Origin of the sequence: Solwaraspora sp. WMMD1047 (genome assembly GCF_029626155.1) — a bacterium.
Taxonomy (GTDB): Bacteria; Actinomycetota; Actinomycetes; order Mycobacteriales; family Micromonosporaceae; genus WMMD1047.
In genome coordinates this window covers 3,962,558-3,988,256 of sequence record NZ_JARUBL010000001.1, presented here as the reverse complement: position 1 = coordinate 3,988,256, position 25,699 = coordinate 3,962,558, and the positions used below count along the sequence as shown (strand labels likewise).

Annotated in this window: 22 protein-coding genes and 1 pseudogene; 8 read left to right on the top strand and 15 right to left on the bottom strand. The window is 73.8% G+C overall.

All coding sequences use genetic code 11. From position 1 onward, the window contains the following. Positions 1-18 precede the first annotated feature (18 nt). Together O7627_RS18125 and O7627_RS18120 are read right to left on the bottom strand one after the other, a co-directional pair. On the bottom strand, positions 19-1,983 hold the full coding sequence (locus tag O7627_RS18125) for a serine hydrolase (protein WP_278094706.1): 1,965 nt from the start codon (positions 1,981-1,983) through the stop codon (positions 19-21). Positions 1,984-2,242: 259 nt separating this feature from the next. Beyond that, complete coding sequence (locus O7627_RS18120) at positions 2,243-3,895, bottom strand: RNA polymerase sigma factor (RefSeq protein WP_278094705.1); 1,653 nt, start codon at positions 3,893-3,895, stop codon at positions 2,243-2,245. Between the two features lie 101 nt (positions 3,896-3,996). Here O7627_RS18120 and O7627_RS18115 point away from each other — a divergent pair, with 101 nt between their 5' ends. Together O7627_RS18115 and O7627_RS18110 are read left to right on the top strand one after the other, a co-directional pair. After that, positions 3,997-4,425, top strand: coding sequence for an AraC family transcriptional regulator (locus O7627_RS18115; RefSeq protein ID WP_278094704.1), 429 nt, complete (start codon positions 3,997-3,999; stop codon positions 4,423-4,425). A gap of 10 nt (positions 4,426-4,435) precedes the next feature. After that, positions 4,436-4,852 (top strand): VOC family protein, encoded by a 417-nt coding sequence (locus O7627_RS18110; protein WP_278094703.1) that lies wholly within the window; start codon positions 4,436-4,438, stop codon positions 4,850-4,852. Between the two features lie 46 nt (positions 4,853-4,898). Here O7627_RS18110 and O7627_RS18105 read toward each other — a convergent pair whose 3' ends face one another. Both O7627_RS18105 and O7627_RS18100 read right to left on the bottom strand, forming a co-directional pair. Next, on the bottom strand, positions 4,899-6,107 hold the full coding sequence (locus tag O7627_RS18105) for an aminoglycoside phosphotransferase family protein (protein WP_278094702.1): 1,209 nt from the start codon (positions 6,105-6,107) through the stop codon (positions 4,899-4,901). A 192-nt stretch (positions 6,108-6,299) separates the two neighbouring features. After that, on the bottom strand, positions 6,300-7,757 hold the full coding sequence (locus O7627_RS18100; RefSeq protein ID WP_278094701.1) for a family 43 glycosylhydrolase: 1,458 nt from the start codon (positions 7,755-7,757) through the stop codon (positions 6,300-6,302). Between the two features lie 200 nt (positions 7,758-7,957). On the opposite strand from O7627_RS18100, the gene O7627_RS18095 reads away from it, so the two are divergent. Next, complete coding sequence (locus O7627_RS18095) at positions 7,958-8,386, top strand: DUF2267 domain-containing protein (protein WP_278094700.1); 429 nt, start codon at positions 7,958-7,960, stop codon at positions 8,384-8,386. A 24-nt stretch (positions 8,387-8,410) separates the two neighbouring features. On the opposite strand, the gene O7627_RS18090 is transcribed toward O7627_RS18095, so the two are convergent. Genes O7627_RS18090 through O7627_RS18070 form a run of 5 tightly spaced genes read right to left on the bottom strand, consistent with a single transcriptional unit; the run spans position 8,411 to position 12,671 of the window. Further along, a complete protein-coding gene (locus tag O7627_RS18090; RefSeq protein WP_278094699.1) occupies positions 8,411-9,175 on the bottom strand; it encodes a DUF72 domain-containing protein in 765 nt (254 codons plus the stop codon). Continuing rightward, a complete protein-coding gene (locus tag O7627_RS18085; protein ID WP_278094698.1) occupies positions 9,175-10,158 on the bottom strand; it encodes a PmoA family protein in 984 nt (327 codons plus the stop codon). Before O7627_RS18085 ends, O7627_RS18090 begins: the two co-directional genes overlap by 1 nt. Next, positions 10,155-11,276, bottom strand: coding sequence for a Gfo/Idh/MocA family oxidoreductase (locus O7627_RS18080; RefSeq protein ID WP_278094697.1), 1,122 nt, complete (start codon positions 11,274-11,276; stop codon positions 10,155-10,157). The genes O7627_RS18085 and O7627_RS18080 overlap by 4 nt, the downstream gene beginning before the upstream one ends. Then, positions 11,273-11,719: a DNA-binding protein gene (locus O7627_RS18075; RefSeq protein ID WP_278094696.1), complete on the bottom strand. Its 447-nt coding sequence runs from the start codon at positions 11,717-11,719 to the stop codon at positions 11,273-11,275. Before O7627_RS18075 ends, O7627_RS18080 begins: the two co-directional genes overlap by 4 nt. A gap of 58 nt (positions 11,720-11,777) precedes the next feature. Continuing rightward, the gene (locus O7627_RS18070; protein ID WP_278094695.1) at positions 11,778-12,671 is read right to left on the bottom strand and encodes a DUF1295 domain-containing protein; all 894 of its coding nucleotides are present in this window, start codon (positions 12,669-12,671) and stop codon (positions 11,778-11,780) included. A 234-nt stretch (positions 12,672-12,905) separates the two neighbouring features. Here O7627_RS18070 and O7627_RS18065 point away from each other — a divergent pair, with 234 nt between their 5' ends. Further along, positions 12,906-14,504, top strand: a complete 1,599-nt coding sequence (locus O7627_RS18065) for a restriction endonuclease (RefSeq protein ID WP_278094694.1) — start codon at positions 12,906-12,908, stop codon at positions 14,502-14,504. A 203-nt stretch (positions 14,505-14,707) separates the two neighbouring features. Further along, on the top strand, positions 14,708-15,538 hold the full coding sequence (locus O7627_RS18060) for a C39 family peptidase (protein ID WP_278094693.1): 831 nt from the start codon (positions 14,708-14,710) through the stop codon (positions 15,536-15,538). Positions 15,539-15,617: 79 nt separating this feature from the next. On the opposite strand, the gene O7627_RS18055 is transcribed toward O7627_RS18060, so the two are convergent. After that, a complete protein-coding gene (locus O7627_RS18055; protein WP_278094692.1) occupies positions 15,618-17,117 on the bottom strand; it encodes a glycoside hydrolase family 43 protein in 1,500 nt (499 codons plus the stop codon). A gap of 373 nt (positions 17,118-17,490) precedes the next feature. Here O7627_RS18055 and O7627_RS18050 point away from each other — a divergent pair, with 373 nt between their 5' ends. From O7627_RS18050 to O7627_RS18040, 3 genes and pseudogenes are all read left to right on the top strand, one after another. Then, entirely contained in the window at positions 17,491-18,513 is a 1,023-nt protein-coding gene (locus O7627_RS18050) for a LacI family DNA-binding transcriptional regulator (RefSeq protein ID WP_278094691.1), read from the top strand. Positions 18,514-18,788: 275 nt separating this feature from the next. Beyond that, positions 18,789-19,025, top strand: a pseudogene (locus O7627_RS37205) (hypothetical protein); the annotation flags it as partial. A gap of 27 nt (positions 19,026-19,052) precedes the next feature. Continuing rightward, entirely contained in the window at positions 19,053-20,327 is a 1,275-nt protein-coding gene (locus tag O7627_RS18040; RefSeq protein ID WP_278094689.1) for a cupin domain-containing protein, read from the top strand. Positions 20,328-20,373: 46 nt separating this feature from the next. Here O7627_RS18040 and O7627_RS18035 read toward each other — a convergent pair whose 3' ends face one another. From O7627_RS18035 to O7627_RS18015, 5 genes are all read right to left on the bottom strand, one after another. Continuing rightward, on the bottom strand, positions 20,374-21,024 hold the full coding sequence (locus O7627_RS18035; protein WP_278094688.1) for a hypothetical protein: 651 nt from the start codon (positions 21,022-21,024) through the stop codon (positions 20,374-20,376). Next, positions 21,021-23,735, bottom strand: coding sequence for an FtsK/SpoIIIE domain-containing protein (locus O7627_RS18030; RefSeq protein ID WP_278094687.1), 2,715 nt, complete (start codon positions 23,733-23,735; stop codon positions 21,021-21,023). Before O7627_RS18030 ends, O7627_RS18035 begins: the two co-directional genes overlap by 4 nt. Then, the gene (locus O7627_RS18025; RefSeq protein ID WP_278094686.1) at positions 23,728-24,771 is read right to left on the bottom strand and encodes a hypothetical protein; all 1,044 of its coding nucleotides are present in this window, start codon (positions 24,769-24,771) and stop codon (positions 23,728-23,730) included. Before O7627_RS18025 ends, O7627_RS18030 begins: the two co-directional genes overlap by 8 nt. Positions 24,772-24,779: 8 nt before the next feature. Then, complete coding sequence (locus O7627_RS18020; RefSeq protein WP_278094685.1) at positions 24,780-25,040, bottom strand: hypothetical protein; 261 nt, start codon at positions 25,038-25,040, stop codon at positions 24,780-24,782. Positions 25,041-25,257: 217 nt separating this feature from the next. Continuing rightward, the gene (locus O7627_RS18015) at positions 25,258-25,653 is read right to left on the bottom strand and encodes a hypothetical protein (RefSeq protein WP_278094684.1); all 396 of its coding nucleotides are present in this window, start codon (positions 25,651-25,653) and stop codon (positions 25,258-25,260) included. Between the last annotated feature and the right edge of the window lie 46 nt (positions 25,654-25,699).

Below are 25,699 nucleotides of genomic sequence, written 5' to 3'. Positions count from 1 at the left end.
CCACCGAGCGGGGAGGGGCTACGGGAGCTGGTCGAGGACCAGCGAACCGATCGACTTGCCCAGCGACTCGGCCCGGTTGCCGTCGACGCCGTCGGCGCGGTTCATCAGGACCGCGATGGTGACCCCGTCGTCGGGGAACATCTGCAGGTACGCGGTGGAGCCGTTGGCGCCGCCGTTCTTGTAGACCCGCAGGTGGCCGTCCTCGGTGTCGTTGGTCCAGCCGTACGCGTAACCCCACGGCGGGTCCACCCACATCGCGTCCAGCGAGTCGGCGGAGACGATCTGCCCGTCGATCAGCTTGTCGCCGAAGGACGCCAGGTCGCGCGCCGACGCCTCCAGTCCGCCGCCGAGCACCTTCCAGCTCACCTCGTCCGGGTCGGTGTACTCGCTGTTCGTCGAGGTGTAGAGGGTGGTCCGGCGGACCGAGGTGTCGGACATGTCCTCCGGTCGCAGGGTACCGAGGTCGTACGGGTCGGTCAGTTCGTCGACCACCAGGTCGGCGACCGGGCTGCCGGTGGCGCCCTCCAGGGCGGCGCCGAGGATGGCGTACCCGTGGGTGGTGTAGTGCGAGGTGCCCACGGCACAGACCAGGTCGCTGCCCCAGAAGACGGCCGACGCCGCGGTGGCGGTGGCGTACTGGTTGGTGGCCAGGGTGCCGTCCTCGGCCGCCCACTGCGCCACGTCGGCCGGGTCGGCGCCGTCGTCCTCCTCGGCCCCGGCGTAGTGCCGCACGCAGCCGCGGTTGCTCGCCACCTGCTCGACCGTGTAGCTGTGGTGGCCGGGCAGCCCCGGGATGTGGTCGGCAACGGCGTCCGCCGGGTCGATCTCGTCCTGTTCGGCCAGCCGCAGGGTGAGCACCCCGCCGACGCCCTTGGCGACCGAGGCCAGCCGCTGCACGTGCGCCGAGTCCAGCCAGACGTCGTCGTCGATGTTGGCGTGCCCGAATCCGCGCAGGTAGCGCGCCTCGCCGTCCTGCATGATCGCCACGCTGATGCCGGGCATGTCGAGGCTGTCCCGTTCGGCCTCGATCAGCGCGTCCACCTTCTCGCGCGGCGTCCACGCCGGCCGGTCCGAGTTCTGCCGCCAGATGCCGGCGTACCGGGTGCCGTCAGCGGTCTCGTACCGCTCGAAGTTGATCACCCGGTAGCCCTCGTCGGCGTACCGGTGCCACCAGTTGACGTATTGCTGGCGGGTCAGGTCGCTGCGCACCCACCAGCCGCGCTTGTTGACGTTGGCCACCCAGATGCCGGTGTACCGCTGGCCGGCCCCGGTCAGCGCCGAGTCGACCACCAGCGACCGGAACGTCGACTGGTACGCGTCGATCGCGTCCTGGTACGCGTCGCGGGTGATCCCGCCGAGCAGCCGCCAGTCCAGTTTCTCGGCATTGTCCACCCAGATCAGCGCGTACCGGGTGCCGGTGCCGGTTTGGTAGATGTCCACGTCGACCGGCATCCGCCGGTCCCGCTGCTCATGGTAGTAGGTCTCGAACTCGGCCGCGGTCAGGCCGTACTTCGCCGACCAGCCGTAGCCCTCCACGTTGCGCACCCAGACAGCGGCGTAGTAGCGGACCCCGGACCGGACCCAGGTCTCGAAGTCGACCATCCGCAGGTTGCCCCGGACCGCCTCGTCGAACGCGGCGTCGAACTCCGCCTCGGTCATCATGGTGCGGACCAGCCAGCCCCGCTTGTCCAAGTTGTACTGGAACACCGCACCCATCCGGGGGCCGTCGGCCGACATGTCGACGTCCACGTCGATCACCATGTACCCGGCCCGCGACCGCTTGTCGAACTCGGCCTGGAACGCGGCCGGGTCCAGGTCCCGCACGGACGCCCAGCCCACCTCGTCGGGGTCGAACACCGCCGACGGCAGACCCGGGTGGGCCGCCGCCGGCGCCGCGCCGGCCAGCGTCATCGCCCCGAGTACGACGGCAGCCAGCCCTGCCACCAGCCGGCGGGGGATGCCGCGGTCGAATCCCGATCTCATCGGATTCCTCCTGTCACCTCGCCCGGCGGATGCCGGACAAGGCTGGGAGGCGCGACCGGACCGGACCCCAACAGATTTCGGCCGGGATTCTCGCGAGCTTGGCTCGGGCGTCCACGGTGGCCGGTCGACCGTTGCTGGCCGGGACGACCCGGCACCGACCTGGCGACCCGCTGCGGTCAAGCCCTGCGCCCGGCTCCTGGGAGGATCGGATCGGTGGCCAGACGTCCGGTTCAGCGGCCGGGCCGACCGGGTCGGTGGCTCAGCCGGCGGGTCGGGGACAGGGATCGGTGGCCGTGCCGGTCGACGTCCGGGCGGTCCGGCCATCGGGGGCGGTGACCGCGACCCACCAGGTGGCCCGGGCGGCCGTCAACCGCGGCGCGGTACCGGTCGCGCCGCGCCCGCTCACCGTCATCCGGCCGGTGCGCTGGTCCGCCGCGCGCCAGGTGAGCGTGGCCGCCGAGATGGCCTCGCTCGCGGTGGCCGACACCGTGATCGCGTACGACTGGCCACCGGTGCAGGCGACCCGGGCGGTCGCCCGCACGCTCAATTCCCGGACCGGCGGCGTCGGATCGTCGGACGACCCGCCCGGGCCGGGCGGGTCCGGTGGTGTGCTCGGGTCCGGTGCGTCCGGGTCTGGCCGGTCCGCGTCCGGGTCGGGTGCCGCCGGGTCACCGGGGGCCGGGCTGATCCGGGCACCCTCCGGCCGTACCGGATCGGCGAAGCCGCCCGGGGAGGGTGACGGACCGGCGGTGCCGGTGGCGGGCGGAGCATGGCCAACCGCCGTCCCGCCGACGTCGACTGCCGGCGGTGAGACCGTGACCGGTGCGGATCCGGTCGGCAGGAGCGCGGCCCCCGGACCGGCCGCTGCGAACAGGCCCGCCCCGCACGCGGTCAGCAGGACCAGCGCGGCGGCGAGGCCGACCCGGCGCCGCCGATCACCCGGCGCGCGGTAGCGGACCGGAAACCCGGTCCGCGGTTCCCACCGGTAGCCGTCGGCGGCCGGGCCGACCCCGGCCGGACCGACGGGGCCGACCCCGGCAGGGCTGTCGCCGGTCGGGGATTCGACCTGCCTGGCTCCGCCGGTCGGCGGCCCGGGCGAGGTGCCCAGCGCCGGCGGTGGTTGGGCCAGCCGCCAGTGCGCGGCCACCAGGTCCAACCGCTGCCTGGCCAACGGGAGGAGCGCGGCCAGCGGCAGGGCGGCGTAACCGGTCAGCAGGGCGGCCGGGTTGAGCTGACGGCGTCGGTGCGCCCCGCAGGTCGGGCACGACTCGGTGTGCCGGTGGATCCGCTTGCGCAGCAGCGGGGTGAGCGCGCCGTCCCAGTCGGTCAGCAGGCCGGCCAGCACCGGACAGTCGGTTCGGCCGGTGCGGGCCACCAGCAACGCGCCCAACGAGACGGCGAACTGGGCGCGGGCGCGTGAGATCCGGGCATGCGCGTGCTTGTCCGACACGCCGAGCACCCCGGCCAGGTCGGCCGCCGACAGCCCGTGCCGCACCGTCAGCTCGATGACCTCGCGGTCGGCCTCGCCCAGCCCGCCGTAGGCCGCCCGGACCAGCTCGACGAGCTGGCCGCTCTGCACGGCGGCGCCCGGGTCGGTCGGCTCCGCCGCGGGCTCCACGCCCGGGCCGTACGCTTCCAGGGGCACCACCCGGACCCGGCCGCGGAGCTGGCGCAGGCACTCGTTGCGGGCGACGGAGAACAGCCAGGGTCGCAACCGGGTCGGGTCACGGAGCTGGGTGACGTGCCGGGCGGCGATCAGGAAGGTGTCCTGGACGACGTCGGCCGCGGTGGCGGCGTCACCGACCAGGGTGCGCGCGTACGCGTACAGTCTGGGCGCATAGCGCCGGTATGCCCCGTCGAGCCCGGTCGGGTCCCGCCGGGAGATCGCCGCCACGAGCGCCTGGTCCTCCACGCCAGGCACGGTAGGTAACCGGTGCAACACCCGTCGACCGTGCTGTCGGCGATCCGGCTCCCGCCCCGCGTCGCCCCGGTCGGATGTGGTGTCATCAGCGGATGAGCCGTGTGGTCGAGGAGTCCAACCGGCGACTGCTGCGGGCCCGCGACGCGATGGACCGCGACTACGCGCAGCCACTGGACATCGCGGCGCTGGCGCGGATCGCCATCGCCTCGGAGGCCCACTTCATCCGCACCTTCCGGGCCACCTTCGGCGAGACGCCGCACCGCTACCTGCAGCGGCGCCGGGTGGAGCGGTCGATGTACCTGTTGCGGGAGAGCGACCGCAGCGTGACCGAGATCTGCCTGGAGGTCGGTTTCACCAGCCTCGGCACCTTCAGCCGGACGTTCCGCGACATCGTCGGCGAGTCGCCGACCGGGTACCGCCGCCGCAGCGGGCCGGTCGCGGCGCCGACCTGCTTCGCGATGGCCTGGATGCGACCGGGCAGAGCAGTTTCGGATAAGCCTTCCGGCGGGCCGGCCGACTAGCGTGACCTGCATGTTCAACGCGATCACCCACTCCCAGATCTTCGTCCTCGACCAGGACGAGGCCCTCGATTTCTACGTCGGCAAGCTCGGCTTCGAGGTGCACACCGACAACGACCTCGGCTTCATGCGCTGGCTGACGGTGAACCTGCCGGGCCAGTCCGACCGCCAGGTGCTGCTGGAGAAGCCGGGGCCGCCGTCGATGGACGAGGCGACCGCCGCCCAGGTCCGGGACCTGCTCACCAAGGGGGCGATGGCCGGCTGGCTGATGTTCACCACCGACGACTGCCAGAAGACGTACGACACCCTGGTGGCCCGGGGGGTCGAGTTCACCGAACCGCCCACGGAGCGGCCGTACGGTATCGACTGCGGGCTGCGTGACCCGTTCGGCAACCGAATCCGGTTCGGGCAGCTCTTCGACCAGGGCTGAGCGCGGCGGTGGCGGTCGCCGGCTCCGGCGACCGCCGCCGGCGACGTCAGCGCCGCGCCGCGCCGAGCGCCACGTCCAGCAGCAGCGCCAGGGCGTCGGGCGTCGGCAGGTGGGCGAGCAGGTGCCGGACGCTGCGGTCGGCGTACCGGCGGTCCTCGTCGTCCCGGGCCGCGAGGGCGTACCGGATCTGCCCGGTCAGGTAGTTCGCCTGGCCGGTGATCGCGCCCCGGAACATGCCGGGGCCGATCGGCGGCAGGGCGCCGGCGGCGGTGTGGTAGCCGTCGACCAGCGCCCGCGCCCCGGCGGTGTTGACCCCGCCGCCGGGGTTCACGGTCCAGTCCATCAGGGCGTTGCCGAGTTCCCACGCCGGCGGTTGACCGCCCGCGTGCTCCCACCCGACGACGATCACCCGTCCGTCCGCGCCGAGCCGTGCCTGACCGGGGCCGAGGGTGTTGTGGGACAGCACCGGCTTGGCCACCTCGTCTCCGGCCTTCTCGTCTCCGGCCTTCTCGTCGGCGGCGACCGCGTCGAGCCGGACCAGGGTGTCCACCGCGCGCTCCAGCTCCGGTGCCCAGCTCGCGCCGGCGGCGCGGGCCGACGCCGCCAGGTCCGGCCAGCTCGCCTCGGACAGGCGCAGCCGGTGCCAGGGACTGATCCGCTCCACCGGCCAGTTGAGCCCGTGCAGCGTGGCGAGGATGCCGCCCACCTCGCGGGTGACCGCCGAACCGGCCGGCGCCGCCAGCGGCGGTCCGGAGTGCAGCCATTCGTCGACCCGCCACCGGTGCCCGCCGATCTCCACCACGATGTCGCCGGCGCGGCCGCGGACCGGCGTCGGTAGCCGCACGCCGGCGGCGGCCGCGGCGAGCCGGAACGCGACCTCGGTCTCGACGTCGACGATCGGCCACCAGGTGTCCATGGTGCGCACCGACCAGCGGCCCCGGTCGGTGCGCAGCGACCACCGGCGGCCGGACTCGTCGGGCCGGGCCAGCGACCGCATCTCGCCGGTCACCTGACCCAGGTCGTAGTGCGCCGCGATCGCGCGGGCCAGTGCCGGGTCGGCCACCGCCGCGCAGCCGCGCCGGCGGTCGACCTCGGCCAACAGGTCGGTCCAGGTACGGAAGCCGTACTGCCCGGCCAGCGTCGCCTGCGCGCCGGCCAGCGTCACCGTGGGGTCGCTGTCGCGCAGGCCCGCCAGCAGGTCCTTGGCCTGCCGGCGCAGGTGTTCGGGGTGTGGGTTGTCGGGGAGCGTCTTCACGGGGAGCACCTCGCTCATCGCCCGGACTCGCACGGGCGGTCCAGAGCTTCGGTGTCCGTCGCTCGAACCGAACGGGTAAGGGTGGCTTCCAGCCTTCCGGCGAGTCTCGGCGCGATCCCCGGCGCGCTGCCAACGACGATAACGCGGGGTGCCGGCCGGCTGTCAAGCGGCGCGACCGGCACCCCGTTGCGCTCACTCCAGGTGGAAGGTGGCGGCGGCCTGCTCGGCCGCGCTGCCGACCGGCTCCAGGTTCACGTCGAACTGGTTGTGCCGCAGGTATCGGCCGGGGAAGTTGGTGGACTCGAAGGAGACCCCCGCGGCGTCGGCCAGGCCGGCGCGGCGGTGGAAGCTGGCGTCGGCCCGGAACACCGCCGAGTTGTCGTTGCGTTCCACCCAGACCTGGTAGTTGCGGTGGCGCAGGTAGTAGCCCGGGAAGTTCGTCGACTCCAGCGAGACGCTGCCCCCGCCGGCCAGCCCGGGCACGATCCGGAACTGCGAGTCGGGCAGGTTGGTGACATTCGGCTCGATCTTCGCCCGGTACTCCCAGTGCCGCAGGTAGCGGTCCGGGTGGCTGTGCGATCGGAACCGGTACGGCGTCGCGCCGTCCGGAACCGGGATGCCGAAGTTCGGGGTGCCGTCGGCGTTCCAGTAGAACTTCTGCACCCGGGTCCGCCGGTTCGGGTCGTTGAGCGGGTCACCGGAGATGTCCCGGTAGTTGCGGTCGTGGTAGACGAGGAGGTCGCTCTGGCCGTCCTCGGCGACGGTGAACGAGTTGTGTCCCGGGCCGTACTGGCCGGTGGCGGCGTTGCTGCGGAACACCGGCTGCGGGTTCTTCGTCCACGACGCCGGGTTGAGCAGGTTGCTGTTCGCCGAGGCGGTGAGCAGGCCGATGCAGTAGTTGCTGTCGGTGGCGCTGGCCGAGAAGGTCATGAAGACCCGCCCGTTGCGCTGGATCACCGCCGCGCCCTCGTTGACCCGGTGCCCGATGGTCTCCCAGGAGTGCGTCGGGGTGCTGATCCGGACCGGGTTGCCGGTGATCGTCCACGGGTTGCTCATGGCGGCCAGGTAGAGGCTGGTGCCGCTGCCGACGGCCGGGTCGTTCTGCGCCCAGGACAGATAGCGGGTGCCGTTGTGGACGAAGGTGGTCGCGTCCAGGGAGAAGGTGTCCAGCGGGGTGGCGATCCGGCCGCGTTCGGTCCAGCCGCCGGCCAGCGGGTTGGCGGCGGCGTTCTCCAGCACGTACATCCGGATCCGCCAGACGTCGTCGGTGCGGCCGGCGGCGAAGTAGATGTACCACCGCCCGTTGATGTGGTGCAGCTCCGGCGCCCAGATGTGGGCGCCCATCTCGCCGCTGCCGTGCCGGCGCCAGATCACCGTCTCCGGGGCGCTGGCCAGGCCGGCGATGGTGGTCGCCCGGCGCAGCACGATCCGGTCGTACTCGGGCGCGGTGGCGGTGAGGTAGTAGAACCCGTCGGTGTGCTTGACGATGTGCGGGTCGGCCCGCTGGGCGGCGATCGGGTTGGTGTAGAGCACGGGCGGTGCGGCCGGGGCGGGCGTCGCGATCAGGAGACTCGACAGGACGGCGGCGGCGGTGGTGAGCGCGGCGAGGGCTCTCACCCTGGCCGGGGGCCGGGGGCGGTGGAGGCGCACGGGCGATCCTCTCGGGGACGGGAGCTGATCCAGGAACGTCCATGTTATCGCTCACATGACCTGGGTCAGGGCCGCCGGCCGTGGCGAATCCGGCGGTTCACCCCGACCGGGTGAGTCCGGCTCACCCGGGGCCGGCGCAACGTGGACGGGTCCGCGCGTCGGCGCGGACCCGAATCCACTGACGGAACGGGGGATTGGCCGTGGCCAGCAACATCTACTCGACGTTCCAATCGTCGATCGAGAAGACGAACCTCATCCTCGCCGACATCGAGCAGGCGTACGGGTGGCCACCGGACCGGCGGGACCAGTCCTACGCCGCGCTGCGCACGGTGCTGCACCTGCTGCGCGACCGGCTGCCGGTGGAGGAGAGCGCCCAGTTCGCCGCGCAGCTTCCGGTGCTGGTGCGGGGCGTCTACTACGACGGCTGGAACCCGACCGACGTGCCGATAAAGCTCAACCGCGACGACTTCCTCTACGAGGTGCGCCAGGGCTTCCGGTACGACGTGGACGGCGGCGCCGAGGGTGTGGTCCGCACCGTCCTCAACGCCCTGCGGCGACACGTCACCGAGGGCGAGTGGGAGGACGTGCGCGCCAGCGTGCCCCGGGACCTGAGCCCGATCATTCCGTGACGCCGCGCAGACCGGTGCCGGCGGTCACGGGGCGGGGGCGCGGGTGACCCGCAGCCCACCCGCGCGGGCCGCTGCGGCGAACGCCGCGGCGTCGACCACCGCCGCGCCACCGGGGTCGTTGTTGAAGAAGACGTATGCCCGCCGGTCGTCGCCGAACGTCGAACCGAGCCGCTCCAGCCATGACCGCAGCGCCACCCGGCCGTACCGGGGCCACGGTCGGGCCCGGCCCTCGTGCAGTCGCAGGTAGCCGAAGTCGGTGGTCCGCCACAGCGGAGTCACCGGCCGGCCCCGCCGGTCGGCCCAGCAGAGCGCGGCCCCCCGCCGCTCCAGCACCAGCCGGGTGCGGTCGGTCCACCACGACGGGTGCCGGGGCTCGACGGCCACCCGCACGCCGGCCGGGAACCGGGCGAGGACGGCGTCCAACGCGTCGACGTCCGCCCGCAGGTTCGGCGGCAGCTGCAACAGCACCGGGCCGAGCCGGTCGCCGAGCGCGGCGGCGCGGTCGAGGAAGCGGGCGACCGGTTCGGCGGGATCCCGCAGCCGACGGACGTGGGTGAGGAAGCGGCTCATCTTCACCGCCACCTCGAAGTCGGCGGGGGTGCGGTCCCGCCAGTTCGCGAAGGTCCGCCGTTCGGGGAGCCGGTAGAAGGCGTTGTTCACCTCGACGGTGGCGAACTGTCCGGCGTAGTGCTCCAGCCAGCACCGCTGCGGCACATCGGCCGGATAGAACCGGCCGCGCCAGTCGCGGTACTGCCAGCCGGAGGTGCCGACGAGGAGCGTCGCCGCCATCATGGCCCGCCGGGCGACGACAGGGCGGTACGCAGTGCGGCCAGGCCCACGTCGGCCAGCCGTGCGCACGGGGCGGGACCGCCCGGGTCGCCGTCGACGATCGTCACCGCGTACCGGAATCGCAGGGTTTCGCCGGGGGCGACCGGCACCTCGGTGCTGAAGAAGGGTGCCGGGCAGACGCAGGCGAACGGCCCGGAGCGTACGAACCAGCGGGTGGGGTGCCCGGCGTTGTCCGGGTCGTCGACGAAGACCAGGGTGGAGCTGCGGTCGCGCTCGTCGTGCCGGCCGGCGAAGCCGAGCCAGGGCGCCCGTATCCCCATCAGCTCGTCGCCGCCGGCCACCCCGGGCGCGTACACGGTGCCGCCGCTGAAGGAGCGCGGCCCGCGCCAGAACAGCCCGCCGTAGCCGGCGTTCTCCCGGCCCTCGGTGGTCGGGCTGCCGATGGTGACGACGGCGTCGGAGACGTTGCGGAACCGGGTGTCGTACGCCAACGTCCAGCCGGTGTCCGCCGGCCCGACGGTCACCGCGAACGCCCGGTCCTCCTCGAACCAGGTCTCGCCCGGCTCGGTCACCCAGTCCAGCCGGTGCCGGACCCGCACCACGTCCGGTTCGGCGGCCAGCTCGGTGAAGTCCCGGTGCCGCATGGCGCCGTCGTTGGGCAGTTGCCGGTAGCCGTGGCCCCGGTGGTAGCTGGGACCGCCCCAGAAGTTCGCCGCGCCGACGTTCGGCAGCGACCAGGCGATGCCCCGGTGCCAGACGTGGTCGTGTGGCCGGTAGAGGCTGACCTGGTCGCCGCGCAGCGTGCGCAGCGGGTGGAAGTACGGCCGGGGTGACTCCAACTGGACGTCCCACGGCCGGTAGACGTACCGCAGCAGTGGCTGGTCCCGGTGCCGGACCGTCAGCGCCAGGCCGTGTTCGTGCAGCAGGCTCAGGCCCGCCGGGATCGGCTCGCCGGCACCCGACCCGGTCATCGGCCCGGTCATCGGTCGGCCGTCCGCTGGCCGGGTACCGCGTGGTCCGCGGCCCAGGGGGCGCCGGTGCCCGCCATCGCGTGATGGAACGGCGAATCGGGCGTGAGCTGCCCCCGGGCGATCCGTTCTCCGGTGAAGGCCGAGGCGTAGACGGCGGCCACCAGCTCCAGGGTGGCGCGGGCGTCGGCACTGGTCACCGGGGGCGGCTGGCCGGCCGCCAGGGCGTCCAGGACCGCGATCAGCTGCGCGGTGTGGCCGCTGCCCTGCCCCGCCGGCCCCTCGGCCCAGGCAGCGTCGACCGCCGTCGCGTGCCCGGGGGCGGGCGTGATCCGCCAGTCCCGGTCCTGGTAGCCGTAGAGGTGTTCCACCTCGACGGTGGCGTGCGCGAAGTCGAACCGCAGGTAGCTGGTCTCGCGGGGGGAGAGCAGGCTGTTGACGACGGTGGCGACGGCACCGTTGTCGAAGGTGACGATCGCGCAGGAGAGGTCCTCGGTGGAGGTCGGGCGGGTCTGCCGCGCCGCCACCGCCACCACCTCCCGCCAGTCGCCGAGCACGGAGAGCAGCAGGTCCATCTGGTGGATGCCGTGACCCATCGTCGGTCCGCCGCCCTCCACCTCCCACCGGCCGCGCCACGGCACGGCGAAGTAGCTGTCCGGCCGGTACCAGAGAGTGTGGCAGACGGCGGTCAGCGGCGCGCCGAGCCGGGGGTCGCCCACCAGCCGGCGCAGCCGCGCGGCGGCGCTGCCGAACCGGTGCTGGAAGACGGTGGCGAAGTGCGCACCGCCGGCCGCCTCGGCGGCGGCGATCTCGTCCAGCTCCGCCAGGCTGAGCGCGGGGGGTTTCTCGCAGAGCACCGGCACGCCCCGGCTGAGACAGGCGACGGCCTGGTCCCGGTGCAGGCCCGGTGGGGTGCAGAGGATGACCAGGTCGGGCTTTTCCTCGGCGAGCAGGGCCGCCGGCTGCGGATAGGCCCGGGGCACCGACCAGGTCCGGGCGAACTCGGCGAGCCGGTCCGCGTCGATGTCGGCCGCGGCGACCAGCCGGGCCCGGCCGCCGAGCCCGGCCACGGCCTCGGCGTGCAGCCGGGCTATCCCGCCCGTGCCGATCACCGCCAGGTCGAAGGTTCTCATCCGGCCACCTGCCCGGCGCCGGATGCGCTCTCCCGGCCGGCGAGCCGCTCGTAGCGTTGCCGCGCGGCCTGGGCCGAGCCGAGGCCGAGGCCGAAGCCGATCGCCTGCCAGGTCAGGCCGCGCTGCCGCGCCATGGTGAGCAGCCCCAGCTCGATCGCGTCCAGGTCGGCGCGGACGTGTGGGATCAGGGTCAGCGCCGAGGTCAGGTCCGCCGGGTCGACCTCCGCCTCGCCGGGCTCCAGCTGGGCGGCTCCGGCGGCGAGGGCGAGCACGAGACGGACGGCATCCTGCGGTTCGAGCACGTCGGCGTGGGCGTGCCGGCGTCGGCGGGAACTGGTGTCGCCGTGCCGTTCGGTGATCCGGTGCAGGGCGGCGTACTGCCGGTGGGCGCGGGCCCGGCTCGCGTCGGGCGGGGTGAACGGATCGATGAGCTGCTCGGGCATACCGCCATCCTGGGCCTGTGAACGTTCGCTTGTCAACTAGTTGTTGAAAACCTGATGTTCAAGAGCCGGGTGTCCGGCCGCGGTTCGGACGGGGGAGCGGGAGCAGGGCCGGCACCCGGGCCATGTGCGCGGCGTATCCGGGCCGGCGGGCCAACGAGCGCCGGTCCATCATCGGAATACTCACGCCCACGAAGAGCGCGACCATCGCCAGCGGCCCGGCCACCGTCCACCACCAGTGCGGGGCCGCGGCGAGCCCGAACAGCCACAACCCCCACCAGAAGCCGATCTCGCCGAGGTAGTTCGGGTGCCGAGAGAACCGCCAGACGCCGTGGTCGAGCACCCGGCCACGGTTGGCCGGCTCGCTTACGAAGTGCCGACGTTGCCGGTCGGCCACCGCCTCGAGGACGATCGCCGCCGAGGTCACCAGGGCGGCCAGCCCGTCCAGCGGGCCGACCGGGCGGTCGCCGACAACCGCCGGCCAGGCCGACAGCAGGCCGGCGAAGACCACGAGCGTCGGCATCAGCTGGATCCCGCCCAGGTTGACCAGCCACCACGGCAACCGCCCCCGGGTGCGCTCCCGCAGCGACCGGTAGCGCCAGTCCTCGTGTCCCAGGCCGGCCCAGCCGATCGCCCAGTTCGCCGTCAGGCGGACCGCCCAGACCGCGACCAGCAGCAGCACCACCGCCTGCCGGGCACCGACCCCGCCGTCGCCCGCCACGATCCAGCCGGCGACGATCAGCGGCGGGGCGACGCTCCAGTACGGGTCGTAGAGGCTGGCGTTGGCGAGCACCGTCGAGCCGGCGAAGACCACGACGGTCGCCGCCAGGTCGGCCCCGAACGCGGCGGTGACCGGATGCGCCGTCGAGGCCAACCGCCACACCGCCCAGCCGGCGAGGCCCGCGACCAGATAGCATCCGACCACCACCGCCATCGAGGTCGTCCACGATGGCACCCGACTGCTGCCTGCTCGGTCCACTCCGCCCGGTCCCCTCGACCACCCGCCGTACGGATCACAGTAGAGGGCATCGATCGGATCGTGGCCACCCGGCCGGTGGACGATCCGCTCACCTTGGGCCAAGATGTGACCACGCCGGGTGAGGTGGCTTCCACCGGCTTCAATGGGAGTCGCACCGCCGGCCACCGGGGTGACCGCCGTCGGTGCACCGAGGCGACGATGGGATGACGCATGGGCAAGATGGGGCAGATGCAGCGGGAGCACGCCCAGCAGGTGCACGCCCAGCAGCGAGCCCGGACCACCACCTACCTGCAACACCAACAGATGCTCTGGGAGGCCGAGCACGCCCGCCAGGCCGCGGAACGGTCGGCCGCGGCCAACGAACGCGAGCGCAAGCGCCTGTACGCAGAGGCCAGGGCGGCCCGGGTGGCGGCCGCCAACGCCAACCTCGAAGCCAGGCTGGACGAGTTGGACGGACTGCTCGCCACCACGCTGGCGGTCGACGACCACATCGACCTGAACCGCCTGAAGAAGCGCGTCACGCTACCGGAGTTCAAGCCGGGCCGGCTGGGGGTGCCGCTCCAACCGCCCGAGTGGAACCGGTTCGAGCCGCCGCCGCCGGGCAGCCTGGGCAAGGTGTTCGGCGGGGAGACCCGCTACCAGCAGCAACTCGCCGCCGCCCAGGAGGCCTTCGCCCAGGCCCGCGCGAGGTTCGCGGCGGCCGAGTCCGAACGCGAACAGCGGCTGGCCGCGGCCCGCCGCCGGTACGAGGCGCACTGCGAGCAGCTCACCGCGCAGGTCGCCGCCCACAACGCCGAGATCGACCAGTTCGCCGCCGCCCTGGCCGCCGCCGAGCCGAAAGCCGTGGTGGAGTACTTCGGCCTGGTGCTGGGCAACTCGGTCTACCCGGACGACTTCCCACAGCGCTACCGGCTCGCCTACGTCCCGGAGTCCCGGCAGATCGTGGTCGAGTACCACCTGCCCACCATCGACGTGATCCCGTCCGTGCGGGAGTACCGGTACGTCGCCGCCGGCGACGAGGTGCTCACCTCGCCCCGCCCGGCCCAGGAGATCCGGGAACGGTACGCCGACCTGCTCGGCCAGGTCACCCTCCGCACCGTGCACGAACTGTTCGAGGCGGACCGGTCGCGGCTGGTGGAGACCATCGTGTTCAACGGCATGGTGGATGCGACCGACCCGCGTACCGGACAGTCGGTGCGGCCGTGCCTGGTCACCCTGCGGACCACCCGGGACACCTTCGTCCCGATCGTGCTCGGCAGGATCGACGTCGAGGCGTGCATGCGCTACCTCAAGGCGGCCGTCTCGACCCGGCCCTGGGATCTGGTGCCGGTCCGCCCGGTGGTGGAATTCGACATGGTCGACAAGCGTTTCGTCGACGAGGTCGACGTGCTGGCCGACCTGGACCACCGCCCCAACCTGCTGACCCTCAGCGCGGCCGAGTTCGAGAGCCTGATCCAGAACCTCTTCGCCAAGATGGGGCTGGACACCCGGCACGTCAGCACCCCCGCCGACGGCGGAGTGGACTGCGTGGCGTTCGACCCGAGACCGATCTTCGGCGGCAAGGTGGTGATCCACGCCCGGCGCAACCGGGGCACCGTGGACGTCTCGGCGGTCCGTGACCTGTTCGGCACCCTGCACGACGAGAACGCCTCCAAGGGCATCCTGGTGACGACCGGCGGATACGGACCCGCGTCGTTCGAGTTCGCCTCCGGCAAGCCGCTCGAGCTGATCGACGGCTCCAACCTGCTGAACCTGCTCGCCGAGCACGCGGGCGTGCGGGCCCGGATCGACGCCGGCGAGCCGCACTGACCCGACCCGGATGTCCGGTGCGGTGCCGGATGCGTCGGCGTCGGGCCATGATCGGGTGGGTGGGGGTCGGGTTCGGCCGGAATGCTGGGCGGGTCGGGTCGGTTATATCTCGCGTACGCCTGAGGAGCCCCCGCCCTCGGGCGTGCCGTCTTCTTCTCTGCTTTTCTCTCTTTCCTTTCGTTGGCGATTGCCCGCGCGCGCCTGTGGGCGTGGTGGGTGTCGTCCATCCCCGGATGGAAGGTGTGGGTCTGATGACTGTTTTCCAGACTGAGAAGCGTTTTGGTGTGGTGGCTCGGCGGGCGGTGTTGGGTGTCGCGGGTCTGGCGTTCGCTGGTGGGATCGTGGCGGCGCCGGTGGCGGCGCAGGCGGCGCCGGAGCGGCCGCCGGTGGTGGCGTCGGCGCAGCAGCGTGACGCTGGGGTGAAGGAAGTGCGGTATGAGTACCGTAAGCAGGAGAACTATTACTACTGTGGGCCGGCGGCGACGCGGATCGCGTTGACGGCGGCTGGTGCGGCGCCGTCGCAGGATGAGGTGGCGAAGCTGTTGGGTACGACCGAGGCGGGGACGAATTCCGCTGAGGATGTGACCCGGGTGCTCAATGGTGGCGGTGCGGGCCGGGATGACGACCGGGACCGTGGCGACGACCGGGATCGTGGTCGGGATCGTGGCGACCGGGATCGGGATCGTGGGCGTGATGAGCGGCGCGGCGACCGGGACCGGGATGGTCGTGGGGTGTACAAGACGGTGACGGTTGAGGGTCCGTCGGCCAGTGACGCGGCGACCGAGCGGTTGTCGGCTGATGTGGTGGCCGCGGTGGATGCCGGTCGTGCGGTGGTGGCGAACATCAAGGGTACGGCGACCGATGTCGATGGTGGTGTGCATGCGTACGAGGGTGGGCACTACCTGACGATCGTGGGGTACCGCGATGGCGGCGGTGTCGTGAAGATCGCCGACCCGTACGACCCGGTGGGTGAGTACTGGGTCACCGCCGACGAGATGGCGGACTGGATGGCCGACCGCGGCTACTCCGCCTGAGCGGCACACCCGATAAGTGACGCGCGAGGGGCCGGCCCGGCAACGGGCCGGCCCCTCGGCGTATCCGGGTCTCGACCGGCTACGGGTCGAGGCGTTCGTACTCGTACCAGTCCACCCGGACCGTTCCCTCGGTCGCGTACATGCCGATCACCCGGCCGGTGAAGCCGCCGCCCACCTCGGTGGAGAGGTAGCGGCCGTCCAACTCGGCGAGGGTGACGAAGCCGTCCCGGGGATGTTCGTAGCCCAGCTGCACGACGTCCGGCTCCTGGCGCGGATGGTCCGGACTCGGTCCGGTGGCGAGCGTCCGGATGCCGAGCACCACCGGCCCGGCCGGCGCGGCCCGCTCGGCGAGCACCTGGCTGAGCGGGCCGACCCGGGCCCGGACGACGACCCGCCCGCCGGTCAGTTCGACGGCGTAGTGGTGCTGTTCGTCGAGGCGTACCGCCAGGCCGCCCCGACCGGCCGCGGCGTCCACCCGCGCCCCGACGCGCACGCTGTGGTGCTGCTGGCGCCGCCCGACGAAGGTGACGGTCAGCTCGTCGAGTGACGCGCCCCGGGCCCGCAGGGTGAGCCAGCCCGGTTGTTCGGCCAGGCTGACCGCCGCCGCGGGCCGGTTGCGGATCGAGATCCAGCGCGGATGCAGGTTCGGTTCGTCGAAGTCGTCCCGCTCCTTCACCGGCAGCGACCCGGGGCCGTCGGCGCCGGCCGGCAGGGTGCCCGGCGCACCGACCACCGGCCAGCCATCCACCCAGTCCACCGGGGCGAGGAAGGTCTCCCGGCCGAGGACGTGCCAGCCCGGGCTGCCGCCGCGTGGCCGTACCCCGAGGAAGACCAGCCACCACGAACCGTCCGGTGCCTGGACCAGGTCGCCGTGCCCGGTGTTCTGCACCGGGTCGTCGGTACCGCGGTGGGTGAGGATCGGGTTGGCCGGACACGGCTCGAACGGGCCGTTTGGTGCCGGCCCCCGGGCCACCGAGATGCCGTGGCCGCGCTCGGTGCCGCCCTCGGCGATGAGCAGGTACCACAGGTCGCCGATCCGGTAGAGGTGCGGAGCCTCCGGGTAGGTGGCGCCCGGGGTGCCCGACCAGATCCGGCGCGGCTTCTCCAGCGCCGATCCGTCCCGCGGGTCGATCCGGACCTGGCCGATGCCCGCGAACGTGCACCAGCAGACCCCGTCGTCGTCCCAGGCCAGGTCGGGGTCGATGCCGGGCACGTCGGGCAGCCGTACCGGATCGGACCATTCGCCGGCCGGGTCCTCGGTGTTGAACAGCAGCGTCCCGCCGTGCGGGATGTTCGAGGTGATCAGCCAGAACCGGCCGTCGTGGTGGCGCAGGGTCGGTGCGTAGATGCCGCCGGAGGACGGGGTGGTCGGCGGCAGGTTGAGTTGGCTGGGCCGGTCCAGGGCGTTGCCGATCTGGGTCCAGCCGACCAGGTCGCGGCTGTGGAAGATCGGTACGCCAGGGAAGTACTCGAAGCTGGAACAGGCCAGGTAGTAGTCGTCCCCGACCCGGCAGACGGTGGGATCGGGGTGGAATCCTGGGATGATCGGGCCGGCGTCTGGCCGGCTGGCGGCGTTCACCGGTGAAGGAGGACAGTCGGCCGGCCGGCGGTGGCGACCGCTGGGGTCACCTTCATGGGAATCCTCTCGGGTGGGGCGGTGTGCGGGCGGGGTGCGACGGTGCGGTGCGGTGGCGTGCTGGGGGCGCGGACGGGGTGCGGCGCGGATGGCCATGGGCGGAGCGGAGGTACACCGCCGCGGTGGCCCATCCGCTAGGCTGTCGGGGTAGCTTTCCGGAACAGTTCCGTAACTTAATGGGAACGCTAGGACCGACGGTGCGGGACAGTCAACCCCAACGGCGCGGCCGGACAACGCCAAGGAGGGTAATCGCGTGCCGCCTAGGCCGCGAAAACCTTCCGGTCGTACGCTGGAGCCTCGACGAAGGAGCTGCCTCGTGACGGTCGACGAAGGACGCAGAATCACGATCACCGCGATCGCCCAGGAGGCCGGGGTGTCGGTGCCTACCGTCTCCCGGGTGCTCAACGGTCGCAACGACGTGGCCCCACAGACCCGGGAGCGGGTCGAGGAACTGCTGCGCCGGCACGGATACCGGCGCCGGGCGAGCCGCCCCCGGGCCGGCGCCAGTCTGATCGACCTGGTCTTCAACGACCTGGACAGTCCGTGGGCCGTCGAGATCATCCGGGGCGTCGAGGACGTCGCCCACGCGGCGGGCGTCGGCACCGTCGTCTCGGCCATCCACCGCCGCTCCACCTCGACCCGGCAGTGGCTGCAGAACCTGCGCGGCCGGGCCACCGACGGGGTGATCCTGGTGGCCAGCGATCTCGCCCCGCCGGTGCACGCCGAGCTGCGCCGGCTCAACGTGCCGATGGTGCTGGTCGACCCGGCCGGCGTGCCGAGCCTGGACATCCCCACCATCGGCGCCACCAACTGGGCCGGCGGGATCCGGGCCACCGAGCACCTGCTCTCGCTCGGCCACCGCCGCATCGGCTTCATCGCCGGTCCGCCCCGGCTGCTCTGCAGCCGGGCCCGACTCGACGGCTACCGGGCCGCGCTGGAGGCCGCCGGGCTGCCGATGCGCGAGGAGCTGATCGCGCCCGGCGACTTCTACCACGAGTCCGGCTTCTCCGGCGCCGCGACCCTGCTGGACCTGCCGGAGCCGCCGACGGCGATCTTCGCCTCCAGCGACCAGATGGCCTTCGGGGCGTACGAGGCGGTCCGCCGGCGGGGGCTGCGGGTGCCCGACGACGTCAGCGTGGTCGGCTTCGACGACCTGCCCGAGGCGCGCTGGGCGTCCCCGCCGCTGACCACGGTCCGTCAGCCGCTCGCCGAGATGGGACTGCTCGCGGCGCGTACCGTCCTGCGGCTGGCGCAGGGCGAACCGCTGGACACCCCGCGGGTCGAGCTCTCCACCGACCTGGTGGTCCGGGACAGCACAGCCTCGCTGCCGGCGAGCTGACCGCCGGGCGACGCTCGCTGAAACTTCCGGTTCCAAGCTCGGTAGTTTCGGTTCCCCTTCGGGTGTTTCCGCTGGTGGGATCGCTCCCAGGGTGGTTATCGCCTCCGCCGGTCCTGGCTTGACGCGCCAGTTCCGGCTCGATCGGTGCCGACCACCGCCGGCCCGCGCGTCCGGTTGGCCGCGCCTCAGGTTAGAGGCGGATCTTCCCGGGTACCAGCACCGGGCAACCCGGACGGGGTGGACGGATCCGGGGTATCCGAGGCGAGGGGGCTGTGATGAGGCTCGACGACGACGACATCCGCACCGGCGGCGCCGGCGGTGCCGAGGGTCCGGCCGATGGTGGTGCGACGCCGGGTCAGCAGGACGGTGGCGCGGACGGCGGTGCCGAGGGTCCGGCGGACGGTGGTGCGACGCCGGGTCAGCAGGACGGTGGCGCGGACGGCGGTGCCGAGGGTCCGGCGGACGGTGGTGCGACGCCGGGTCAGCAGGACGGCGGTGCGGACGGCGCCGCGCGCTGACGCCACCGCCCGCGACCGAACATGGACGACACCGTGGCCGCGACCGACGGACCGCCGGCGGCCCGGCCGGCGTTGGCCCGGTGCGTCGCGATCGAACCGGCGAAGTTCGCCGCCGCCAACTGGGGCCGGGCGCCCCTGCTGTCCCGCGCCGCCGACCTCGCCGGCCCGACCGGATTCAGCGACCTGTTCTCCCCGGCCGCGGCCGACGAACTGCTCAGCCGGCGTGGCCTGCGTACCCCGTTCCTGCGGGTCGCCCGCGACGGCCAGGTGCTGCCGGCGGCGCGCTACACCGGCGGCGGCGGCGCCGGCGCCGAGATCACCGACCAGGTCCTCGACGAGCGGGTCCTGGAGCTGTACGCCGACGGCGCCACCCTGGTCCTGCAGGCGCTGCACCGCACCTGGCCGCCGATCGTCGACTTCACCCGGGAACTCTCCGGCACCCTGGGCCAGCCGCTGCAGGTGAACGCCTACCTCACCCCGGCCGGCAACCAGGGGTTCGGGACCCACTACGACACCCACGACGTCTTCGTCCTGCAGGTCGACGGGGAGAAACACTGGCGGGTCCACGAGCCGGTGCTGCCCGACCCGCTGGAACGGCAGCCGTGGGGCGGGCGGGCCGACGAGGTGACGGCGGTGGCCGACGGGCCGCCCGCGCTCGACGTGGTGCTGTCCCCCGGTGACGCGCTCTACCTCCCCCGGGGCTGGCTGCACAGCGCGCAGGCGCAGGACGGCAGTTCGCTGCACCTGACCGTCGGAGTCCGGGCGGTGACCCGCTACACCCTGGTGGAGGAGCTGCTCGCACTGGCCGCGGAGGACCGGCGCCTGCGGGCGCCGCTGCCGTTCGGCATCGACGTCGCCGACGCCCGCCAGGTCGAACCGGAGCTCACCGAGACCGTGGCGGCGCTGCGCGACTGGCTGGCCCGGGCCGACCCGGCCACCGTCGCCGGCCGGCTCCGGCAGCGGGCCTGGCCGGCCGCCCGGCCGGCGCCGCTGCGTCCGCTCGCCCAGGCCGCCGCGATCGCCGCGCTGACCCCGCAGAGCCGACTCGTGCCCCGCGGCGGGCTGCGCTGGCAACTGGTGCCGGAACCCGGCGGGGGACCGGACGCGGCGCCCCGGGTCACCCTGCGGCTCTTCGACCGGACCATCAGCCTGCCGGGGCAGTGCGCGCTCGCGGTCCGCGCCTTCCTCTCCGGCGGGGTGACCCGGGTCGGCGACCTGCCGGGCCTGGACACCGACGACGACCGGCTGGTGCTGGCCCGCCGGCTGCTCCGCGAGGCCGTCGCCGTCCCGGCCTGACTGGCGGCCGTACGGGTCGGCGGAACCCGTGGTGGCCGGCGGCCGGTCAGCGGGTGAGAACCAGCAGCGTCGCGGTGGTCAGCAGGCCGGCGATCAGCACCACCAGCACCGCCCGGATGTCCAGACCGGCGTGCCGGCGGTCGGCGTACAACCGGGCCGGTGCCAGCCCCACCACCGGGCCGAGCAGCGTGAACACCAGGGCGACCACCGGCATCCCCACCGCCAGATCGCCGCCGTACCGGTGGCCGACCGCCCGGGCCGCCAGCCCCAGACCGAACGAGGCGGCGGCGCCCAGCGCCCCGCACAGGGCCAGCACCGGTTGCGCCGAGCCCGCCAGCTCACCCGGCTGACGGGTCCGTTCCAGCAGGTCACGGACGCCGTCGAGCAGGGTGGCCGGATCGGCCTCGGCGCCGGGCACCGGCACCGGCGGGGTGCCGGCCCGGCGGGCGGCCGGGCCCAACCGGCCGCGCAGCGTCTGCCACAGATGGGCGGCCTCCGCGGTGGTCGACTCGACCTCCTCCTGGGCGGCCGCCAGCTCCGCCTCGGCCCGACCGACGGTGTCGGTGGCCTCCCGCACCGCGCGTTCGGCCTTGCCACACTGGTCGGCGTACCAGTCGTCCGCCTCGGCGATCTGGGCCTCGATCCGCGCGTTCACCTCAGCGAGCTGGCGGATCAGGTCGCGGTAGCTGTCGCTCATCGGGGCGGACCGTACGGGATGATCACCTGTCCGGTGCGGTGCACGGCCCGGTCGAAGAAGAGCCCGCGCCACGGACGCGGGTACCAGTCCGGCCCGCCGGAGCCCGGGTAGAGGTTCGAGCCCAGCTCACCGCCCTGCACGTCCAACGCCACCCAGGCCCCGATCTGATCCGTGCGGGACGCCGGTCCACCCAGGTCCGCCCGCATCCGCGCCACCCCCCGCCACCAGGCCAGCACGTGGCTGCGCCGCTCCGGTCCGTCGTGCAGGATCCGGCGCAGGTGCTCCAGACCGGTCCGGCCGCCGACCCGGGACGCGAGCCGCCCGGCCGCCGCGTCGACGGCGTACAGCAGGAGATAGTGCGGTTCGCCGGGGGTGGCTCCGTAGCCCAGCCCGGCGGCGGTCTCGGCCATCAGCTCGGGCATCGTCTCCTCGTCGTACCAGGCGGCGTCGGGACCGAGCCGGTCGTACAGCGCCCGGGCGGCCGGGTCGGCGTCCGGGTCCAGACAGGCGATGGAGAAGCGCGCGGTCCCGGGCCGATGCTGGCGAGCCAGTGAGCGGGCGGCCGCGTCCAGCACGGCGCACGCCTCCTCCACCCGGGTGCCCAGCACGGCCAGGTTGCGGCCCGGCGCCCGGGGCAGCCGCAGCACCGCCGACCGGGCCTGGACGTCGATGATCTCGCCGAGCAGCGCCACCGGCCCCCGTCCGGTGCCGTCGGGCCGCCCACCCGGCCTGGTCCCGTCCGCGGCGGCGGGCGGCCTCAGCGCCGCGAAGTCGGGCGCGTCGTCGAGCCGGGGCACGGCGTCACCGTCGAAGAGCCGCGCCGGAGCGGCGTCGGACGGGCGCATCCGCCAGAGCCGGTGCTGCAACTCGCTCCAGGTCTCCCAGTCGCTGGCCGACGGGATCCGCGCCACCTGGTTGCCCTCGGCCAGGCCCGACTCGGCGTTGACCACGGCGTGGTGGCGGGGGAGCACCTGGGCCGCGTCGTTGCGTTCGGCCAGGATGCGCAGGGCCTTCGGCAGCGCGATCCGGAGGGTGAACTGGGCGACCAGCGCCGGCCGCCCCCAGAGGGCCTCGATGCCGCGCACGTCCTGGGAGGCCAGCACCAGGTGGATGCCCTGGGACCGACCCCGCCGGGCCAGGTCCTCCAACAGCTCGGCCGCCTCCCGGGCCACCGCGTCGCGGCCGGCCAGCAGCATCTGGAACTCGTCCACCACCGCCACGATCCGGGGCCAGCGGCCGGTCGGGTCCACCGCGCGCAGTTCGGCGAGCTTTGTCACCTCGTGCCGCTTGGCGGCGTCCGCCCGGCGGCGCAGCTCCTCGGCGAGAAACCGCAGCAGGGCCAGGCCGAACTCCCGGTCGGTGTTGACGTTGATCCCGACCAGCCGCATGTGCGGCAGCCAGCTCGGGTCCCGCCGGCCCTGGGCCAGCCGGGCGAACGAGACGCCCTCCTTGAAGTCCAGCAGATAGAACTCCAGCTCGGCGGGGGAGTAGCGGGCGGCCAGCGAACCGATCCAGGCGAAGATCAGGTTGGTCTTGCCGGTGCCGGACGGCCCGCCGATCAGGGCGTGCGGTGGGTAGTCGCCGAGGGTCAACAGCACCGGCCGGCCCTGCGGTCCGTCGCCGATCGGCGCGGTCAGACCGGTCGCCGAGTCGTCCTGCCACATCCGGTCCGGGGGCGGCAGCAGGTCGGTGAAGGGCGCCGGGGCCGGCCCGGCGTTGACGTGCGCGGCCACCTCCCGGCAGGTCTCGGTGACCAGCGCGGCCGGCGGTGCCGGGTCGGGCCGGACCGCCAGCCCGGGACAGCCGCTGAGGCGGGTCAGCCGTGGGTCGACCACGATCCGGTGCACCGCCGGTTCGTCGGGCAGCGCGATGCCGCGCACCACCAGGTGCACTCCGCAGGCGGCGCCGGTGCGGACCACCCGGTCGAGCTGTCCGCGTTCGTGCCGGGACAGTTCGTCGCCGCCGAGCAGCACCGCCACCCGCCACGGTTCGGGCCGGCGGCCGGTGGCGGCGGCCAGCTCGCGCAGCGAGCCGTACTCACCGGCCAGCACGGTCTCGTTGATCCGCCGGATCTGGTCGACCAGGTCGTCGAGGAGCCGGCCCAGCCCGCCCGGCCCCACGAAGGTGAGCAACCCCGCGGTGGCCAGCGGTGCGAAACCGGCCAGTCCGCCGCCGAGGTGCTCGGGGTCGTACCCGGTCAACCGCAGCGCGCCCGGTGCGGCCCGGCCGAGGGCGCGCAGCAGCAGCGTGGAGACCACGGCGTCGCAGCCGGCCCGGTCGGCGCCGGAGACGTGCACGTGGCCGAGGTCCAGCAGCGGCACCAGGGCGGGTGGCGGCTCGGCGCCGCTGAGTTCGACCATCCCGATCCGCAGCTCACCGGGGGGCTCCGCGCGGACCGCCGGGGTCGGGCGCCAGCTGTCCCAGGTGGTGCCGGCGGCGCCGGGTGCCTGCCGTCGGGCGGCCTCGGCGGCGCGGGCGGCCAGTTCGGTGAGCTGCGCGGCGGACCGCGAGTTGATCTCGTCGATCCGTTTGCGCCGCTCGGCGTCGACCCGGTCCGGCACCCGGGCGGCGAGTCGGCTGGTCCGGGCCAGCCGTTCCCGGGCGGCGTCGAGTTCGGACCGGGCCACGGCCTGCCGTTGCCGCGCGGCACCGAGCGCGTGCGACAGCATGCCGCGGACCCTGGTGACGAGCTGGGTCCGCACGTCAGCCATGGGTCTCCCGCGCGGGCTGGGTGCCCGCCGGCGGCCGTCGCGGGCCGACCGTGGCCGGCCGGCCGGCCCGGTCACCGCCGGCCGGTGCCGGCCGACCGGGCGGCACCGACCGGCCGCCGCGATCGGCACCGACCGGCGCCGGCCGGCCGGTGGCCGCGGGACTGGCCGGCCGACCCGCCGGTGGCGGCGGCTGGCCGAGCCGCCGCAGCAGCAGCCCGGCGAAGACCGCACCGGCGACCGCGGGATCGGCCGGATGGGTCCGCTCCTTGGGCTGCTGCGGCGGTGGCATCCGGCAGATCCGGGTGATCAGGGTGTCGAGCACCGCCGGGGACAGCCCGGGAAGCAGGTCGCGCAGGTCCCCGGCGGCCCGGCGGAGCCGGGCCTGGTCCGCCGCCCGGGGCGGGGCGCCGAGCAGCTCGGTGGCGAGTTCGCGCAGCAGCGGCGGGGCGACCGCGGCCAGCCCGAGGCCGACGTCGGCGTCGACGTCCCTCAGCTCGGCGTGCATCCGCCCCCGGTCGCCGGAGCGGATCGCGGTGGCGACCCGGCGCAGCAGCTCGTCGGCGGTCTGCGCCCGGTGCGGCCGATCCGCGGCGGGGCGGCTGACGGTGGACTCGTCGGTGCGGCCGGTCAGCTCGGCGACCCGGCTCGGCCACCAGCGGCGTACCGGATCGGGAGCGGCCGGGCCGGCCACCGGGACCGGCGGTTCGTCGTCCGATTCCGATTTCGCTTCCGGTCGGTTCCGGTCGGCGGGGTCACCGGCCGGTCCGCGCCCGGCCCGGTCCTGACCCATCCCGATGGCGGCGAGGTAGGCCGCGAACTGCTCCTGGGCGACCCGCAGCGCGTGTCCGGCCGTCTCGGCGTGCTCGGTGGCGGCGGAGAGTTCCGGTACGCCCATCGGGCTGACCGACTCCTGCCGGACCCACCGCAGCCGGTCCGACGCCGCCTGCAGGTGTTCCAGGGCCTTCATCACCTGGGGCAGCGGCAGCTCCTCGGCGGCGGCCCGGACCTGCGCGGCCAGCTCCTCGATCAGCGACATGATCGGCGCTAGAGCGTCGCCACGTAGAGCTGGGCCTGCTCCACCGCGGCCAACGTCGCGGCGAGACAGTCCTCCAGCTCCTGGTTGGCCTGGGAGAGGGACGCCTGTGCCGCGTCGACGGTCTCGTGTCCGCTGCCCTCCAGCACCCCGGCGAGCGTCTGTTGCGCCTCGCCGAGCCGTTCGGTGGCGGCCTGGACCGCGGCCTGCACATCGGCGATCTGCTGAAGCGCGGCATCGATAGCCGTTTTCACTTCGGCGACAGTCGCCACGACATAACCTCCTGGGAGCGGGGAGGGTCCATTAGAGCTTATCCCGTTCTGGCCTCGACGTTCCCCCTGGGCGGTTCCTACCTGGCTGTCCGATCCACCACCCGGTCGGGCCCGCCGGCGGCCGGGGACGGATCGGCCGGTAGATGCGGCGCAGCAAGCAACAGTCAGATCTCCGACAGTTGGCCGGACCATCCCGCCAACTGGTGGCGGTCGGCCGTCAACGGCCCGTCACCAGCGCCCGGCGCAGCCAGCCCGGGCCTTCGACCCGGGCACCCAGTACGGCGACCCGACCCCGAAGTTCACGGTCGGCGGTCACCACCAGCATGCGGCGGCCATCGGGTTCGGCCGCCACCACGGTCACCAGGGCGTCGTCGCCGGACCCGGCGGCCGGCACCACCCGCACCCCCGGCACCGCCGGCACGCCCCGGGCCCGCCCCTCGGTCACCAGGACCACCTCGACCGGCGGCGGCAACTCGGCCAGGCCGCCGGCCGCCACGCCGGCCAGCTCGTCGCGGAGCCGGGCGACCGCCCCCGCCCGATCCCGCCACCAGCCGTCCGGCCGGGAGCCGATCACGTTTGCGGCATCCACGACGAGCAACGGCGGAAGGTCCATCACCGCAGCCTGCCACGGGCGCCGGACGGCCCGGTCGACCGGCACC

Bases quoted from the DNA above. Each gene is read 5' to 3' on its own strand.
- O7627_RS18125 (WP_278094706.1), bottom strand. From the start codon at position 1,983: ATGAGATCGGGATTCGACCGCGGCATCCCCCGCCGGCTGGTGGCAGGG.
- O7627_RS18115 (WP_278094704.1), top strand. From the start codon at position 3,997: ATGAGCCGTGTGGTCGAGGAGTCCAACCGGCGACTGCTGCGGGCCCGC.
- O7627_RS18110 (WP_278094703.1), top strand. From the start codon at position 4,436: ATGTTCAACGCGATCACCCACTCCCAGATCTTCGTCCTCGACCAGGAC.
- O7627_RS18090 (WP_278094699.1), bottom strand. From the start codon at position 9,175: ATGGCGGCGACGCTCCTCGTCGGCACCTCCGGCTGGCAGTACCGCGAC.
- O7627_RS18085 (WP_278094698.1), bottom strand. From the start codon at position 10,158: ATGACCGGGCCGATGACCGGGTCGGGTGCCGGCGAGCCGATCCCGGCG.
- O7627_RS18080 (WP_278094697.1), bottom strand. From the start codon at position 11,276: ATGAGAACCTTCGACCTGGCGGTGATCGGCACGGGCGGGATAGCCCGG.
- O7627_RS18075 (WP_278094696.1), bottom strand. From the start codon at position 11,719: ATGCCCGAGCAGCTCATCGATCCGTTCACCCCGCCCGACGCGAGCCGG.
- O7627_RS18065 (WP_278094694.1), top strand. From the start codon at position 12,906: ATGGGCAAGATGGGGCAGATGCAGCGGGAGCACGCCCAGCAGGTGCAC.
- O7627_RS18040 (WP_278094689.1), top strand. From the start codon at position 19,053: ATGGACGACACCGTGGCCGCGACCGACGGACCGCCGGCGGCCCGGCCG.
- O7627_RS18035 (WP_278094688.1), bottom strand. From the start codon at position 21,024: ATGAGCGACAGCTACCGCGACCTGATCCGCCAGCTCGCTGAGGTGAAC.
- O7627_RS18030 (WP_278094687.1), bottom strand. From the start codon at position 23,735: ATGGCTGACGTGCGGACCCAGCTCGTCACCAGGGTCCGCGGCATGCTG.
- O7627_RS18025 (WP_278094686.1), bottom strand. From the start codon at position 24,771: ATGTCGCTGATCGAGGAGCTGGCCGCGCAGGTCCGGGCCGCCGCCGAG.
- O7627_RS18015 (WP_278094684.1), bottom strand. From the start codon at position 25,653: ATGGACCTTCCGCCGTTGCTCGTCGTGGATGCCGCAAACGTGATCGGC.